Below are 15688 nucleotides of genomic sequence, written 5' to 3' on the forward strand. Positions count from 1 at the left end.
TCCAATGACCCTCCACGGTTGAGCCGTGGGCTTTCACATCAGACTTAAGAAACCACCTGCGCGCGCTTTACGCCCAATAATTCCGGATAACGCTTGCCACCTACGTATTACCGCGGCTGCTGGCACGTAGTTAGCCGTGGCTTTCTGGTTAGGTACCGTCAAGGTGCCAGCTTATTCAACTAGCACTTGTTCTTCCCTAACAACAGAGTTTTACGACCCGAAAGCCTTCATCACTCACGCGGCGTTGCTCCGTCAGACTTTCGTCCATTGCGGAAGATTCCCTACTGCTGCCTCCCGTAGGAGTCTGGGCCGTGTCTCAGTCCCAGTGTGGCCGATCACCCTCTCAGGTCGGCTACGCATCGTTGCCTTGGTGAGCCGTTACCTCACCAACTAGCTAATGCGACGCGGGTCCATCCATAAGTGACAGCCGAAGCCGCCTTTCGATTTCGCACCATGCAGTGCAAAATGTTATCCGGTATTAGCCCCGGTTTCCCGGAGTTATCCCAGTCTTATGGGCAGGTTACCCACGTGTTACTCACCCGTCCGCCGCTAACTTCATAAGAGCAAGCTCTTAATCCATTCGCTCGACTTGCATGTATTAGGCACGCCGCCAGCGTTCATCCTGAGCCAGGATCAAACTCTCCAATAAAGTTAGTTTGTCTAGCATCTAAAATAAAAATTGACGTTTCACGTTGTTTGTTTCGTTCAGTTTTCAAAGAACTTATCGGTCGCTCATTTGCGACTCCCTTATGTTAACACCTTCGTTTTTCGATGTCAACTAAGTTTTTTAATTTCTTTTTTCACCGCTTTCTGCGTTTCTGCATCAGCGACGGTTATTAATATAGCATGCCAAAAAATGAAATGCAACACCTTTTTAAAACTTTTTTACAAAACAACCAAATTTCTTTTTTCATATCATATACTTAAACAAAACATCCCTTTCATGTCTAGGTAATTCCTACATATATTCTATATAAAGTCATCCTGCTAAAAAGCCTTTTTTTCTATATAAACGTTTTATTCGTATATCAATTATATAAGGAGGAACACATATGGAATACACCGATTTATTAATGAAACTAGGCCTTTCTGCTATTTTAGGGTTTGCTATCGGTTTAGAACGTGAACTAAAAAGAAAACCACTCGGTTTAAAAACTTGTTTAGTTATTTCTATTATTAGCTGTCTTCTAACAATTGTATCTATTAAAGCAGCTTATAATTTACCACATACCGACCATATGAATATGGATCCCCTTCGACTTGCAGCTCAAATTGTATCAGGAATTGGTTTTCTAGGTGCCGGAGTTATTTTAAGAAGAGGAAACGACAGTATTGCAGGATTAACTACCGCAGCTATGATTTGGGGGGCATCTGGTATCGGAATCGCTGTCGGGGCTGGTTTTTACCTTGAAGCAATTTTCGGTATGTGTTTCCTTATGATTAGTGTCGAACTCATACCATTAGCTATGAAATTTTTAGGTCCTAGATCATTACGCCAACGTGATATTGCCGTTAAACTTGTTGTACGCGATATGGACAATATCCCCATTGTTATTGAGGAAATAAAACAAATGGACATAAAGGTGAAAAATATGAAGCTTAAAACATTAGAAAATGGAGCCCATTATTTACATCTTAAATTGTCTATTGATCAGAAAAAACATACAGCTGATGTTTATTACGCTTTGCAACATCTTGAAAGTGTCCAACAAACGGAAGTTGAAAGTATGTAATATGTAAAAAACTCTCTTGTAAAATAGGGAGTTTTTCTTTTTTCTATAATGGTAACAATGAATGTAGTCTTGCAAATAAGGAGGAATATCAATTTGAAATCACGAGTTAACCTAATAGATACATTTCGTGACTCCATTATTTTTCGTTTAATTTGTTTCATCATTGCACTTACGACCACTTCTGGTTTCCTCATATATACATTAGAACCGCTATACTTTACTACATGGTTTGATGGGATTTGGTGGTCGCTTGTTACAATTTTCACCGTCGGTTATGGCGATTTCGTCCCGCATACAATGCTCGGAAAGCTTATTGGCATGAGTCTCATTTTACTTGGAACAGGATTTTGCTCTTATTATATGGTGTTATTTGCTACTGAAATGATTAGCAAACAATATATGAAGATTAAAGGCGAAGAAGCTGCTACTTCTCATGGACATATGATTATCGTGGGATGGAATGAGCGTGCTAAACAAGTGGTAAATCAAATGCACATTTTAGATCCAAACCTCGATATTGTGTTAATTGATGAAACACTTTCTTTACTTCCAAAACCATTTCATCATTTAGAGTTTATTAAGGGCTGTCCGCATCACGACCAAACTTTGTTAAAGGCTAATATTAAAACCGCTCATACAATATTAATAACGGCGGACAAAGAAAAAAATGAAAGCTTAGCTGATACACAATCTATTTTAAACATTTTAACCGCAAAAGGACTTAACTCAAATATTCACTGTATCGCCGAGCTCCTTACTTCCGAACAAATTCAAAATGCAACGAGAGCCGGAGCATCAGAAATTATAGAAGGAAATAAATTAACAAGCTATGTGTTTACCGCTTCGCTTTTATTCCCTTCTATTTCAGGCGTCTTATTTACGCTTTATAACGAAATCTCAGAAAGTAAATTACAGCTTATGGAGACACCCCCATACATAGGACAAACTTTCGCTGCTTGTAGCACTATGCTTTTAAAACAAAATGTTCTTTTACTAGGTGTTAAACGTGATGAACAATATCATATTAATCCGATTCATTCCTCTATCATTATCGAAAACGACATACTGATCGTCATCCACCATTAATTAAATGTTGCTCTAGCTCTTGTACTAACACTTTTCCAATATCAACGTACTTTCTTTTCACAACGCCATCTGGGTCTTTCGGTTCAGCAAACTGGTCCAATCCGCTCGTCCCAGTTGCTAACGTATTTACTTCGTCATCCAGTTCGTCTTGATATACATGCGAAAGAATATACGGTGTTTCAAGGCGAACAACTACACCAGGTACATCGAGCTCTCCTTCTACCGCTTTAAATGGGACTCTTAAAAATTGATATCCATCTTCTTCATCGATTTTATAATCAAAACAACCTTTGTCATAATCCCAATTACCACCAACGCTATAGCCAAGTGGCTTCAAAACTTCCTCCAATTTAAACAACGCATATGTACAACCTTCTAAATTTGATTGAATTGGAATCAAGTCATTCATCCTTCCTAGACTTTTCCTTTAGCATGCCCTTTCCATTCTGAATATATCGGCGATTCAACATGGAATATCGACTGCCCGACAAAAGGTGACACAAAAATTAATAAAAAAGCGATCGGGGTCTCCGATCGCTTTTGCTTTTCTATTGTCTAGCTACGCCTCTTAGCCACCTGGGCTAAACAATCGGCTTCGCTTTTCTTATTTCAAACGCTCTTCTAATTCTGCTTTTAGTTCTTCGAATCCTGGTTTTCCAAGTAGGGCGAACATGTTTTTCTTATATGCTTCTACACCTGGTTGGTCAAATGGATTTACACCTAATAAGTAGCCGCTCATCGCACATGCTTTTTCGAAGAAGTATACAAGGTAACCGAACGTATACTCGTTTAATTCTGGAATGTTTACGATTAAGTTTGGTACGCCGCCATCGCTATGTGCAAGTAATGTACCTTCGTATGCTTTCGTGTTAACGAAGTCTACAGTTTCACCAGCAAGGTAGTTTAATCCATCTAAATCGTTCTCATCTAATTCGATTTTTAGTTCGTGTGTAGATTTACCTACTTTAAGAACTGTTTCAAATAGGTCACGACGACCTTCTTGAATGTATTGACCTAATGAATGTAAGTCAGTTGAGAAGTTTGCAGAAGATGGGAAAATACCTTTTTGATCTTTCCCTTCACTTTCGCCAAATAACTGTTTCCACCACTCAGAGAAGTATTGAAGTGCTGGCTCATAGTTAACAAGCATTTCAATCGTTTTACCTTTGTTATATAGAGCATTACGAACAACCGCGTATTGATAAGCAGGGTTTTCTTCAAGTTCTGATGTCGCGAAGTCATCATGACCAGCAGCTGCACCGTTCATCATCTCTTCAATGTTTAAACCACTAACTGCAATTGGTAATAATCCAACTGGTGTTAGTACAGAGAAACGACCGCCAACATCATCTGGAATTACAAATGTTTCGTATCCTTCGTTATCAGCTAATGTTTTCAACGCACCGCGCGCTTTATCTGTAGTTGCATAAATACGTTTACGAGCTTCTTCTTTTCCATACTTTTCTTCTAATAATTTACGGAAGATACGGAATGCGATTGCAGGCTCTGTTGTTGTACCTGATTTGGAAATAACGTTAATAGAGAAGTCTTTACCTTCTAATACGTCCATTAAATCTTTCATGTAAGTGGAGCTAATGTTTTGTCCAACAAATAGCACTTGTGGAGTTTTACGTTGTTCTTTAGAAAGCGTATTGTAGAAAGAATGGTTTAACATTTCGATTGCTGCACGTGCCCCTAAATAAGAACCACCAATACCTACAACAAGTAAAATGTCAGAGTCGTTTTTAATTTTCTCAGCACATTTTTGAATGCGAGTAAATTCTTCTTTGTCATATTGAAGCGGAAGCTCTACCCACCCAAGGAAATCGTTCCCAGCTCCAGTTTTTTCGTGGATCGCATGGTGTGATACTTTTACTGCATCACGTAAATAAGTTAGTTCGTGTTCACTGATGAACGATAACGCTTTAGAATAGTCGAACGTTACATGTGTGCTCATCTTTTTCCCTCCAATTATGTATATGTATTTCTGTATTCACTTTAGCGAAACTGAAGTTGTAAATCAAGCGATTCAACAATTGTAAACGTAACCAATCTTTATTTGTTAGAAAAAGTTCATTTTTTGCATAAAAATTCGCATTTTTCGGTATAGATGTATATACATCATGTAATGGATATTTTGTATGTATAAAAACAAAAAAAGAACACCATTCTATAAAGGAGTTCAGTCTTATTAAAGAGACTTCCTCACGCTTCACATTTAAGGGAGGGTATTTAAGATGAGTACTTTACAACGTATCGCATTAGTCTTTACTGTAATCGGTGCTGTTAACTGGGGACTTATCGGGTTCTTCCAGTTTGACTTAGTCGCAGCTATTTTCGGCGGACAAAACTCTGCTCTCGCACGTATTATTTACGGCATCGTTGGTATTTCTGGGCTCATCAATCTTGGTTTACTATTCAAACCATCTGAAAATCTTGGTACTCACCCAGAAACGAATGAAATTCGATAGCCTGTATGTCATTCTTCCCATCCGACATACGAATATGGTTGCATGCAACCATATTTGCAAATATATATCATAATGAAAAGTAAAAGAGGATCGCCCATATGCGATCCTCTTTTACTTTGTTAACTGCGATTCTTCAATCCATTCTGTTAGCTTTTCACGCAGCGTATTAAATCCTTTATCAGATGGCTTCGGTATAAGAACCCGTCCTTGTTTTCTCTTCGCTGCTTTTAACGATAAACTCATTTTTCTGTGCTCTGCATCAATTGAAAGTACCTTTACTTCTACTGTATCGCCGACCTTTAAAAAGTCATGAATATCCTTTACATATCCATTTGTAATTTCAGATATATGCACAAGTCCTTGTGTTTCTTCATCTAATGCGACAAATGCACCGTAATCTTGAATTCCAGTCACTTTCCCTGTTACAACCACTCCTGTTGTATATTGTTCTGACATATGAAACACTCCCATACGTTTACCATTTTCCCACAATATGTGGGTAGCAAAACATCTACCAAGAATACAAAGCTGCTTAGCAGATGCGCTTACTGTTAAATATCCGATTAGTGAAAGCTTATTCTAAGCTGAGGTAATATCTCGCTCAGAATAATTCCACTTTATATTAGTAAATTATACCACTAGGACTCCCCTCATTCAAAATTCAAGAAAAAATTTCCTCTAATGCGTATAATTTTCAAATATTGGGATAGAATACTAACACATGGCTTTCTAGTATTCCCCCCCTTTTATGGACAAAACGTATTATGTTTTGTCCTTTTTTTATTCTCTACAAATCGCTTCATACGTTTCATTGCTTCCATCAATTGCTCAAGTGAAGTTGCATATGAACAACGTATAAACCCTTCGCCACTTTCACCAAATACACTTCCAGGAACAACTGCTACTTTTTCTTCTAGCAATAATTGTTCTGCAAATTTTGCTGAAGATAGTCCAGTTGAGGAAATAGAAGGAAAGACATAAAACGCCCCGCCTGGCACATGACATGTTAAACCCATCTCATTAAATGATGTCGTCATAAAGTTACGACGCTGTTTATAACTATCTCTCATGCGAATTACTTCATCATTTCCTGCACGGAGTGCCTCAAGTGCTGCAAATTGCGACATCGTCGGTGCACACATCATTGAGTATTGATGAATTTTGAGCATTAATTCTGAAAATTCAACAGGGGCTGCAATCATTCCAAGGCGCCATCCAGTCATCGCAAATCCTTTTGAAAATCCTGAAATTAAAATGGTATGGTCACGCATACTTTTAATACTCGCAAAACTCGTATACTCTTCGTCATACACAAGCTCTGCATAAATCTCATCTGATAAAACGATAAGATTATACTTTTCAACAATGACTGCTAGCTTTTCTAATTCGGATTTGTTTAACATTGCTCCGGTTGGATTATTTGGGGAACAAAGTAAAATTGCCTTTGTTTTCGTTGTAATGGCTGCTTCAATTTGCTCTGGTTGGACCTTAAAAGCATCATCTAAGGACGTTGCTACCGGAACGGGAACTCCGCCAGCTAATGTAACAAGAGGTGCGTATGATACAAAGCTCGGTTCAATAATCAACACTTCATCATCCGGGTTTACAATAGCACGCATCGCTACATCTAGCGCTTGGCTCGCTCCAACTGTAACGATAATTTCATCATTTGGATCATAAGATACTTGAAATTGTTTTTTTAGATACTTTGCTATTTCTTGACGAAGCTCCAATAATCCTGCATTTGCAGTATATGCTGTGTACCCTTGTTCTAAAGAACGAATACAAGCTTGCCTTACATTCCAAGGCGTAACAAAGTCAGGCTCTCCCACCCCGAGTGAAATAACGCCTTTCATACCTGCTGCTAAATCAAAAAACTTCCGAATGCCAGATGGCTTTAAAGATTCTGCTGCTCTTGATAGTTCAAAATGCTTCATGGTGTCACCACAATTCGCTTATCATCATCAGTTTTTTCATAAATAATCCCCTCATGTTTATACTTTTTCAAAATAAAATGAGTTGTTGTTGAAACGACAGATTCAATTGTTGCTAACTTCTCTGAAACAAACATTGCCACTTCAGCCATACTTTTTCCTTCTAGTGTAATAGAAAGATCGTACGTCCCTGACATTAAATAAACTGACTTCACTTCTGAATAACGGTAAATTTGCTCAGCAACTGCATCAAAACCAACGCCGTGTTTCGGTGTAACTTTCACATCAATCATCGCTGTTAACCCAGTATTCTCTTTTACCTTTGTCCAATCAATATGTGTTACATAGTCCACGATAATTTTTTCACTCTCTAATTTCGCGACCATTTTCTTTGCATCTTCTACTTCTATATTTAACATCTTTGCTAACATTTCTACTGATAGACGGCTATTTTTTTCAAGACAAGCTAATAACTCTAATTCCTTTTCAGTCATCATATAATTCATCCTTCCTTCTATTTGTGTCTAAATTATACAGATACCCTTTTATATTTGAAAAGCAGATTTTTTTAGAGAATTATGTAAAAATAAAAACGAAAGGGGATGGAACCGTGAAACCAAAAGTATATATCGCTGAACCTGTTCCAAAATTTGTAGAAACTTTTCTCTCAAAGCACTGTGAATACGAGAAATGGGATCGTAATGAAAAAATACCACGTGAAGTTTTATTAGAAAAAATACAAGATAAACATGGTTTGCTTAACTTCGGATCAGCCATTGATGAAGAATTATTACAAGCAGCTCCTAATTTACAAGTTGTGAGTAACATTTCTGTTGGTTATGATAACTTTAATTTAGAAGCGATGCAAAGTAGAAATGTAGTCGGAACGAATACGCCATACGTATTAGATGATACAGTAGCTGATCTCGTTTTCGCTCTTATGCTATCTGCCGGTCGCCGCGTGTGCGAACTTGATTCATACGTAAAAAACGGCAATTGGGATGCTGAAATTGGAAAAAAACACTTCGGACTAGACGTGCATCATAGCACAATTGGCATTATTGGTATGGGACGAATTGGAGAAGCTGTCGCAAAACGAGCAAAATTCGGATTTGACATGGACGTTCTTTATTATAATCGTCGCCGTAAGGAAGACGCTGAGCAAAAATTTAATGCCACCTACTGTGAACTACAAACGTTACTAAAAAAATCTGATTTCATCGTTCTTCTTACTCCATTAACAGAAGAAACGTATCATCTTATTGGAGAGGAAGAATTTTCATTAATGAAAGAAACTGCAATTTTCATTAATGCATCCCGTGGAAAAACAGTGGATGAAGCAGCATTAATTCATGCATTAACAGAAAAGAAAATTTTTGCAGCAGGCATCGATACATTTACACAAGAACCAATCGAAAAAGATAATTCACTCTTATCTTTACAAAACGTTGTAACTTTACCGCACATCGGATCTGCAACATTAAAAACAAGACAACAAATGGCAATGACAGCCGCCGAAAATTTAGTTGCTGGATTACAAGGAAAAGTGCCTCCTAATATTGTACGGGGGTAATAATGAACATATACAAAAGGCAAGATGGCTCCAATCATCTTGCCTTTTTTTGTTAACATAAATTTTTTCTATCAGGAGATGATATGAACAAAAATCAATGGAGTGACAAAAAATGAACCATGAATGCAAATGTCCTTACTTCACTTTTTCCACTCGCGGCACTACTATTCATTATGAATTGTACGAGCATAATAATAAAAAAGAACGACCTACCTTCGTACTCGTTCACGGTTTTTTATCTTCTTCATTTAGCTACAGACGACTCATCCCATTACTTATGAAAGAAGGAACAGTAATCGCCCTTGATTTACCACCTTTCGGTAAAAGTGATAAATCACATCACTTTAAATATTCCTATCATAATTTAGCCAACGTCATTATTGATTTAATAGAACATTTGGCACTCTCAAATATTATATTAGTCGGTCATTCTATGGGCGGACAAATCTCACTTTTCGTGAATCGTTTACGCCCTGAATTAATTTCAAAAACAATTTTATTATGTAGCTCCAGCTATTTAGCGCGTGCAAACTTACCTTTACTTTACTCCTCTTACTTACCATTCTTCCATCTATACGTGAAGAACTGGATTATCCGAAGAGGCGTTGTTCACAACTTAATGAATGTCGTTCATGATCATACTTTAATTGACAATGAGATGATGGAAGGCTATGCCGCTCCCTTTTACGATAATCGTATATTCCCTGCCTTAACCCGGATGATACGTGATCGTGAGGGTGATTTATCTTCCATTGAACTACAAAAGATTAATACACCTACCTTACTCCTTTGGGGGGAAAAAGACCGAGTCGTTCCTATTCATGTAGGACGTCGCCTACATGAAGACTTACCTAATTCTAAATTTATTTCATATGAAGACACAGGACACTTACTACCAGAAGAAAAACCAGAACATGTTTATGAAGAGATTATGGCTTTTTCAGCGCAATAATATAAATATAGGCTGTCGTAATTTCCGACAGCCTATAATGAACAACTTCCACCTTCTTTTAACAAAAGTAATTCCTTCGCTAACTCTTCGCACTTTTCAATTGCTGGTACATCTTCAAACGACATGAAATATATATGTTGAATCTTCTTCGCAATGTATTTCGGATCATCAAACGTACTTACTACGTATACAACATCGCTCGCTTCTGTTTCATAAAATTCTGGCCCCATTTGAAAGGGATCCCAGTTTTTTACTAATTCAACCATCTTCTCATATGCACCCATCTACTTCCCGCCTTTTCCACTTTTTAATGCTTTTCTTTATCGTATCATATCAGCTATTCTATAAGAAGAGAGAGAACTTTCATAACATAACGGTTTTACAGAGGAAGGGAGCAAACATATGCAGCAATTTCACAAGACGGTAAATCGGCGTGGAACTCATAGTACGAAATGGGATACATATAAAAACGATGAACTGATTCACGCTTGGATTGCCGATATGGATTTTGAGGTACCAAAGCCAATTCAAACTGCATTACAAAAACGTATGGAACATCCTATTTTTGGCTATACGATTCCGCCTGAAGAAATTACAGACATTCTTATCCACTGGACAAAAAGCCAATATAATTGGGAAATAAAAAAAGAATGGATTGTATTTAGCGCAGGTATCGTTCCAGCTCTTAGTACGAGCATACAAGCTTTAACAAAGAAAGGCGAATCCGTACTTGTACAACCACCTATTTATCCACCATTCTTTGAAATGGTCACAAAAAATAGCCGGAATTTATGTGAGAATCCGTTACATATACAAGACGGCACATATACGATAGACTTTGAACATTTAGAGAGACAATTTCAACAAGGTGTAAAACTTATGCTTCTTTGTAGTCCACACAATCCGATCGGACGTGTCTGGACAAAAGAGGAGCTTACAAAACTCGGTAGATTATGCACGATATATAATGTAACCGTTGTCGCAGATGAAATTCATGCAGATATTATTTTCTCGAACCATACACATACACCATTTGCTTCCTTATCCGAGAATTTAGCAGCCCGAACTATTACTTGTTTGGCACCGAGTAAAACATTTAATATCGCTGGATTACAAGCATCCTTCATTATTATTCCGAATGAAACAATTCGTGCCGCCTTTACATCGGCTCAATATAGACAAGGGTTTCACGGATTAAACACATTTGCGTATACAGCCATGCAAAGTGCCTATACAGAATGTAACGCATGGCTAACGGACATACGTTTATATATAGAAGATAACGCCCGTTTTGCTTGTGAATTTATTGAAAAGCATATACCAACACTTTCCGTAATAAAACCTGAAGGTAGTTTTTTATTATGGATCGATTGTTCACGTTTAAATCTTTCTCAAAAAGAGCGCACAACATTACTTGAAGAGAAAGGTAAAATCATCGTTGATCCTGGTGAGAAATATGGATTCGGCGGCGAGCATCATATCCGGATTAACATCGGCTGCCCTAGATCTACACTAGAAGAAATTCTGAACAGACTTCGTTATACATTTTTATAAAGTGAAACTTTAATCATTGGATGTTTTACGGACAGTTTCTCTCCTACTTAGCTTCTTTGTATCTACTTCATCTTGAGATGAAAATATTACTGCCCACAAATAGCCGGATAAAACAAGAAAAGCTACCCACCAAGGTAGCTTCTATTTTTTCTTCATTTCCGATGTTTTTTTTACAATAACACCACAAGCAATTCGATCACCAGATTTTCCTGTTGGTTGTGTCATACCATCATCGGGGTTTTCTGTAATAAGAATAGACGCTCCATCTTTCCTATGAATCGTCGTTTTCCCTTCTTCCAATGATATGTGCGGTGCTTCAATTTCCGCTTTAATCTTTCCAGAACCATCTGCAACTACGTTTGGTAAATCACCGTTCTCCGCACCCTTCGGATTCATCAGTCCGTGTTTCTTTTTATCCGGATTAAAATGATTACCAGATGATACAAAACGAGGTGCTTTACATTCTCCTATTTCATGTACATGTAATCCATGTGCACCTGGCGTAAATCCTTCAGCTTTAATAGTTATTTTTACTCCACTCGTTTGTTGAGCTACTTTTGCAGTTCCAACTTCATCGCCTGCAGCATTATGTAATTTCACATCAATTTCTTTCGGTTTTCCTCGGTCACAGCCTGTTATGAGAAATAGTAAACAACAACTGAATAAAAGCTGTTTTTTCATTCCATTCCCTCCAAAATACATACTGCCCTTAGATTGTCCGAGCATAGAGGGAAACATACAAAAATAAGCTAGTGTTTCTTTTCAGCTAAAAGCTTCTCTTCTACTTTCTGTAATTGCTCCGCTTCTCGTTTTGATACGCGAATAAACATACGCCACGTAGCAATCGCACCAATTATAAACAAAACACAAACAATCCCTGGAATAATATATTCTGTCTTATCCTCTGGAAAATATAAAGGCATCATATGGAACACTCCTTATTGGGGAAGTTATCAAAACAATACTCTATTACACTTCAGAATTTTCTGTCATATCATTTTAAATTATAGTTGAACATATGCTTATTCTCAAGGACATTCCGACAGCACATGATTTCTTTGACTCTTCCCAGCTCTTTCCTTACTATAAACTTGAGGTGAAAAAATATGAGAGAAACATTTGAAATTGGCGAAATCGTTACTGGTATTTATAAAACCGGAAAATATATCGGTGAAATTACAAATAGTCGTCCTGGAAGCTACGTTGTAAAAGTATTAGCTGTTTTAAAACATCCGGTGCAAGGTGACTTACATAATGTAAAACAAGCTGATGTACCATTTTTCCATGAAAGACGTGCTTTAGCTTTTCGTGAACAAACAAATATTCCAGAGCAAATGGTAAAAAAATATGAAGGCAATATTCCTGATTATAAAGAGTCACTGAAATCCGCATTAGAAACACAAATGAATTCATTTTCAGAAGATGCTTCACCTTTTGCACAGCGTAGTTTAGAAACGCTAGAGCAATTAAAACAAGATTATAAGCTCTAAAAAACAAAACGACCAAATTACATGCTGTGCAATTTGGTCGTTACTGTGTACTCACTTTCTTTAACACCTTTGAGAAATCAACAAGTTCTCCAAGCGTCGGCGGAGCTGGCTTTACTAAATACTCTTTATCTTTTTCTACCAACTTAAAAATATTATATGTTGTCATTGCATCATCAAGCGCGCAATGATGCTTCCCTGTTCCTACTTTTCCATATGCCTCAATTGCTTTCCACAATCCTGTTTGATTTCTTTCTCCAAAGAATCGCTTATATTCAAGCGATAAATCACGACATTGTCCCGAAAACGGAAATTCCACACCTGCTACGTTGCAATTATGCTTTAATACTTTCATATCCATATTTCCCCACGTTACAATTGTCGGTTTGCACTTTTTTTCATATTGAACAAGTTTCTCGACAAGTTCAAGAAAAGAAATCCCTCCGTCTACCACTTCTTGTTTAATTCCTAAAAACTTTTTGCATCTGTCTGTTAAAGACGGAAAAGTTTCTGGTCTTACATGGGATGAATACGTATCTTCCACTACACAACCAATAACTGACACGAGTCCAACTTCAATAATCTCTGGAAAGAAACCTTTTGGTTTTTTACGATGCTGCGGCATCGTAAACTCAAAGTCTAAAAACAAAAATCGTTGTTCATCCATACGATCCCTTCCTTATCATTTTGTCTATTTTCATTCCTTTCTATTTGGCAGTCCTACACGAACAAACTCGAATGCTGATTCCGTTTTAAACATTCAGATTGGATGTATCTTATGTATATGTCAAATACCCGCAAATATTTTTAAAAATGAGAAAAAATGAAGCGTACAGAAAATATGACAAAATAATCCCTTTCATTTACATACGCCATTTTTCTACTTTATAATGACGTTATGTGTGTTTCTTCTAGATTTTTTTGACACACTAGAAAAGTAACCGAAAGGAGATGGGATTTTTGCACGAAACAACGCAAGAAATCGCAAACTGGCAGTATTATTTCGCTATCGCAGCCTTTTTAATTACATATGCCATTATCATTTCAGAAAAAATAAACCGCGCTGTCATTGCACTTCTCGGTGCAGCACTCATGGTAATTGTCGGTGTCGTTGACTTACACAACGCTTTTACGAAACATATTGAATGGGGAACGATTACACTCCTCATCGGTATGATGATTTTAGTAAATATTACGAGTAAGTCAGGTGTATTCCAATACGTTGCCATTAAAGCAGCTAAACAAGCACAAGGAAATCCAATTAAAATTTTAATTTCACTTTCTTTGCTTACCGCGCTTGGCTCCGCATTTTTAGATAACGTTACAACAGTGCTTCTTGTTGTTCCAGTTACTTTATCTATTACGCGCATCTTACAAGTAAATCCTGTTCCATATTTACTTTCCGAAATTATTTTTTCAAATATCGGCGGAACTGCGACATTAATCGGTGATCCACCAAATATTATGATTGGTTCTGCAAACAAGCATTTAGACTTCAATGCTTTCTTATTCAACTTAGCACCTATCGTAATTATTATTATTGCTGTTACAGCGACAATGCTTTACTTCATGTACCGTAAGCAATTAATTGCTGATCCTGTACAAGTAAAAAAACTAATGAGTTTAGATGAAAAACAATACATTAAAGATCCTGTATTAATGAAAAAATCTTTAACAGTACTTGGACTTACTATTTTAGGTTTCATGACTCATTCTATTTTCCATATTGATGCAGCTGTAATCGCCTTAACAGGTGCTACTGTACTTATGTTAATCGGTGTGAAAGAACATGAAATTGAAGACGTATTCGCTAGTGTAGAGTGGGTGACAATCTTCTTCTTCGCGGGACTATTCGTACTCGTGGGTGGCCTTATTGATATCGGACTTATTAAAATGTTAGCTCAAAAAGTAGTTGGTTTAACAGGCGGAGATATTTCTTACGCATCTGTCCTTATTTTATGGGTATCTGGTATTGCATCAGCAACAATCGATAACATCCCGTTCGTTGCAACAATGATCCCACTTATTAACGATATGGCAGTTGGCCTTGGTCTATCACCTTCTGACGCACAAATCGACGTACTATGGTGGGCATTAGCACTAGGAGCTTGTCTAGGTGGAAACGGAACATTAATTGGAGCTTCAGCTAACGTAATCGTAGCCGGAATTGCAAACCGTGAAGGACATAAATTTAGTTACATGGAATTCCTAAAAGTCGGTTTCCCAATTATGATCGTTTCATTAATCATTTCCCATATTTATATTTACTTACGTTACCTTATGTAGTAAAAAAGCGCCCTGCTAAAACAAGGCGCTTTTTTATATAGTGATTCGCTACTCCCTCAGTATACCCCGCAAGATACCCTCCGAATATATCGACCATCAGACAAAATCCGACATAGCTACTCGTTATATTTCACTGGCTCATTCCGAATAATGAACAAATGGATCGGTAAGAAAACAGAACATGTAATTACATGAATAATCGTAAATAACACTGCATTTGTTCCGTATCTTTCTAAAATAGCGTATATGAGATAAATAGACAAAACAATTGATACACCCGTCGCTAACAAACTTATAATTGGAACGAAATTAAAAATGAAGCATGCCACATATATCCCGAATACTTTCCACCCTGCTTCTTCTTGTAAGAAGCTCGGCAGCTTATCTTTTGCTAAATCTCCCCACGTCTTACTATTTAAAAACGGAATAAAAGCGAGAACACCGTCAGTCGCACCATTATTTTTTGCCATTGTATACAGTGCAAAAGCCGTTAATAAATACGAAATGATTGCCCAAATTAAAATAACAAGAACAAACGCAAAACTAAGAGCAAAAAAACCAGCTAATACGCCTTGATCTTCCATCTTATCCTCTCCTCCCTATTCTCAACAT

General features: G+C 37.3%; 18 protein-coding genes and 1 rRNA gene (1 of these 19 running past the window's edge). 8 read left to right on the forward strand and 11 right to left on the reverse strand.

What is annotated here, in order from left to right:
* Nucleotides 1-649: ribosomal RNA gene (locus tag DJ93_RS10040) — 16S ribosomal RNA — on the reverse strand (it extends 903 nt beyond the left edge of the window).
* 403 nt (nt 650-1052) lie between these two features.
* On the opposite strand from DJ93_RS10040, the gene DJ93_RS10045 reads away from it, so the two are divergent.
* Nucleotides 1053-1733, forward strand: a complete 681-nt coding sequence (locus DJ93_RS10045) for an MgtC/SapB family protein (RefSeq protein ID WP_042980600.1) — start codon at nt 1053-1055, stop codon at nt 1731-1733.
* Between the two features lie 93 nt (nt 1734-1826).
* Nucleotides 1827-2819 carry a potassium channel family protein gene (locus DJ93_RS10050; protein ID WP_042980601.1) on the forward strand — a complete coding sequence of 331 codons (993 nt, stop codon included), beginning with the start codon at nt 1827-1829 and terminating at the stop codon, nt 2817-2819.
* Here the strand turns inward: DJ93_RS10050 and DJ93_RS10055 are convergent.
* Together DJ93_RS10055 and DJ93_RS10060 are read right to left on the reverse strand one after the other, a co-directional pair.
* On the reverse strand, nt 2806-3219 hold the full coding sequence (locus DJ93_RS10055) for a YugN-like family protein (RefSeq protein ID WP_042980603.1): 414 nt from the start codon (nt 3217-3219) through the stop codon (nt 2806-2808). The two genes, DJ93_RS10050 and DJ93_RS10055, sit on opposite strands and share 14 nt — an antisense overlap.
* 204 nt (nt 3220-3423) lie before the next feature.
* Nucleotides 3424-4776: a glucose-6-phosphate isomerase gene (locus DJ93_RS10060; RefSeq protein ID WP_042980604.1), complete on the reverse strand. Its 1353-nt coding sequence runs from the start codon at nt 4774-4776 to the stop codon at nt 3424-3426.
* A 280-nt stretch (nt 4777-5056) separates the two neighbouring features.
* Between DJ93_RS10060 and DJ93_RS10065 the strand changes: the two genes are divergently transcribed.
* On the forward strand, nt 5057-5290 hold the full coding sequence (locus DJ93_RS10065; protein ID WP_000105788.1) for a DUF378 domain-containing protein: 234 nt from the start codon (nt 5057-5059) through the stop codon (nt 5288-5290).
* Nucleotides 5291-5401: 111 nt separating this feature from the next.
* Here the strand turns inward: DJ93_RS10065 and yugI are convergent, their stop codons facing one another.
* From yugI to DJ93_RS10080, 3 genes are all read right to left on the reverse strand, one after another.
* Entirely contained in the window at nt 5402-5746 is a 345-nt protein-coding gene (gene yugI, locus DJ93_RS10070; protein WP_042980605.1) for a S1 domain-containing post-transcriptional regulator GSP13, read from the reverse strand.
* A gap of 290 nt (nt 5747-6036) precedes the next feature.
* A complete protein-coding gene (locus tag DJ93_RS10075; RefSeq protein WP_042980606.1) occupies nt 6037-7227 on the reverse strand; it encodes an aminotransferase in 1191 nt (396 codons plus the stop codon).
* Complete coding sequence (locus DJ93_RS10080) at nt 7224-7721, reverse strand: Lrp/AsnC family transcriptional regulator (RefSeq protein WP_042980608.1); 498 nt, start codon at nt 7719-7721, stop codon at nt 7224-7226. Before DJ93_RS10080 ends, DJ93_RS10075 begins: the two co-directional genes overlap by 4 nt.
* A gap of 89 nt (nt 7722-7810) precedes the next feature.
* On the opposite strand from DJ93_RS10080, the gene DJ93_RS10085 reads away from it, so the two are divergent.
* Together DJ93_RS10085 and DJ93_RS10090 are read left to right on the forward strand one after the other, a co-directional pair.
* Nucleotides 7811-8797 (forward strand): 2-hydroxyacid dehydrogenase, encoded by a 987-nt coding sequence (locus DJ93_RS10085; protein WP_374937168.1) that lies wholly within the window; start codon nt 7811-7813, stop codon nt 8795-8797.
* A 112-nt stretch (nt 8798-8909) separates the two neighbouring features.
* Nucleotides 8910-9749 (forward strand): alpha/beta fold hydrolase, encoded by an 840-nt coding sequence (locus DJ93_RS10090; protein ID WP_042980610.1) that lies wholly within the window; start codon nt 8910-8912, stop codon nt 9747-9749.
* 32 nt (nt 9750-9781) lie between these two features.
* On the opposite strand, the gene DJ93_RS10095 is transcribed toward DJ93_RS10090, so the two are convergent.
* Nucleotides 9782-10033, reverse strand: a complete 252-nt coding sequence (locus tag DJ93_RS10095; RefSeq protein WP_042980612.1) for a DUF1871 family protein — start codon at nt 10031-10033, stop codon at nt 9782-9784.
* 118 nt (nt 10034-10151) lie between these two features.
* On the opposite strand from DJ93_RS10095, the gene DJ93_RS10100 reads away from it, so the two are divergent.
* Nucleotides 10152-11303 (forward strand): MalY/PatB family protein, encoded by a 1152-nt coding sequence (locus DJ93_RS10100; protein ID WP_042980613.1) that lies wholly within the window; start codon nt 10152-10154, stop codon nt 11301-11303.
* Between the two features lie 141 nt (nt 11304-11444).
* On the opposite strand, the gene DJ93_RS10105 is transcribed toward DJ93_RS10100, so the two are convergent.
* A complete protein-coding gene (locus tag DJ93_RS10105; protein WP_042980614.1) occupies nt 11445-11984 on the reverse strand; it encodes a superoxide dismutase family protein in 540 nt (179 codons plus the stop codon).
* 68 nt (nt 11985-12052) lie between these two features.
* Nucleotides 12053-12229 carry a hypothetical protein gene (locus DJ93_RS33170; protein ID WP_042980616.1) on the reverse strand — a complete coding sequence of 59 codons (177 nt, stop codon included), beginning with the start codon at nt 12227-12229 and terminating at the stop codon, nt 12053-12055.
* Nucleotides 12230-12409: 180 nt separating this feature from the next.
* Between DJ93_RS33170 and kapB the strand changes: the two genes are divergently transcribed.
* The gene (gene kapB / locus DJ93_RS10115; protein ID WP_042980617.1) at nt 12410-12793 is read left to right on the forward strand and encodes a kinase-associated lipoprotein KapB; all 384 of its coding nucleotides are present in this window, start codon (nt 12410-12412) and stop codon (nt 12791-12793) included.
* 40 nt (nt 12794-12833) lie between these two features.
* On the opposite strand, the gene kapD is transcribed toward kapB, so the two are convergent.
* Nucleotides 12834-13457, reverse strand: a complete 624-nt coding sequence (gene kapD, locus DJ93_RS10120; protein WP_042980618.1) for a 3'-5' exonuclease KapD — start codon at nt 13455-13457, stop codon at nt 12834-12836.
* Between the two features lie 293 nt (nt 13458-13750).
* On the opposite strand from kapD, the gene DJ93_RS10125 reads away from it, so the two are divergent.
* Nucleotides 13751-15076 (forward strand): ArsB/NhaD family transporter, encoded by a 1326-nt coding sequence (locus DJ93_RS10125; protein ID WP_042980619.1) that lies wholly within the window; start codon nt 13751-13753, stop codon nt 15074-15076.
* A gap of 116 nt (nt 15077-15192) precedes the next feature.
* Here the strand turns inward: DJ93_RS10125 and DJ93_RS10130 are convergent, their stop codons facing one another.
* A complete protein-coding gene (locus DJ93_RS10130; protein ID WP_042980621.1) occupies nt 15193-15660 on the reverse strand; it encodes a hypothetical protein in 468 nt (155 codons plus the stop codon).
* Nucleotides 15661-15688: the final 28 nt, after the last annotated feature.

Origin of the sequence: Bacillus clarus (assembly GCF_000746925.1) — a bacterium.
Taxonomy (GTDB): Bacteria; Bacillota; Bacilli; order Bacillales; family Bacillaceae_G; genus Bacillus_A; species Bacillus_A clarus.

What these genes read in the sequence shown, in the direction of transcription:
- DJ93_RS10130 (WP_042980621.1), bottom strand. Translation starts at nt 15,660, where the DNA reads ATGGAAGATCAAGGCGTATTAGCTGGTTTTTTTGCTCTTAGTTTTGCG.
- DJ93_RS10075 (WP_042980606.1), bottom strand. Translation starts at nt 7,227, where the DNA reads ATGAAGCATTTTGAACTATCAAGAGCAGCAGAATCTTTAAAGCCATCT.
- DJ93_RS10045 (WP_042980600.1), top strand. Translation starts at nt 1,053, where the DNA reads ATGGAATACACCGATTTATTAATGAAACTAGGCCTTTCTGCTATTTTA.
- DJ93_RS10090 (WP_042980610.1), top strand. Translation starts at nt 8,910, where the DNA reads ATGAACCATGAATGCAAATGTCCTTACTTCACTTTTTCCACTCGCGGC.
- DJ93_RS10100 (WP_042980613.1), top strand. Translation starts at nt 10,152, where the DNA reads ATGCAGCAATTTCACAAGACGGTAAATCGGCGTGGAACTCATAGTACG.
- DJ93_RS10095 (WP_042980612.1), bottom strand. Translation starts at nt 10,033, where the DNA reads ATGGGTGCATATGAGAAGATGGTTGAATTAGTAAAAAACTGGGATCCC.
- DJ93_RS10065 (WP_000105788.1), top strand. Translation starts at nt 5,057, where the DNA reads ATGAGTACTTTACAACGTATCGCATTAGTCTTTACTGTAATCGGTGCT.
- DJ93_RS10060 (WP_042980604.1), bottom strand. Translation starts at nt 4,776, where the DNA reads ATGAGCACACATGTAACGTTCGACTATTCTAAAGCGTTATCGTTCATC.
- yugI (WP_042980605.1), bottom strand. Translation starts at nt 5,746, where the DNA reads ATGTCAGAACAATATACAACAGGAGTGGTTGTAACAGGGAAAGTGACT.
- kapB (WP_042980617.1), top strand. Translation starts at nt 12,410, where the DNA reads ATGAGAGAAACATTTGAAATTGGCGAAATCGTTACTGGTATTTATAAA.
- kapD (WP_042980618.1), bottom strand. Translation starts at nt 13,457, where the DNA reads ATGGATGAACAACGATTTTTGTTTTTAGACTTTGAGTTTACGATGCCG.
- DJ93_RS33170 (WP_042980616.1), bottom strand. Translation starts at nt 12,229, where the DNA reads ATGATGCCTTTATATTTTCCAGAGGATAAGACAGAATATATTATTCCA.
- DJ93_RS10105 (WP_042980614.1), bottom strand. Translation starts at nt 11,984, where the DNA reads ATGAAAAAACAGCTTTTATTCAGTTGTTGTTTACTATTTCTCATAACA.
- DJ93_RS10080 (WP_042980608.1), bottom strand. Translation starts at nt 7,721, where the DNA reads ATGATGACTGAAAAGGAATTAGAGTTATTAGCTTGTCTTGAAAAAAAT.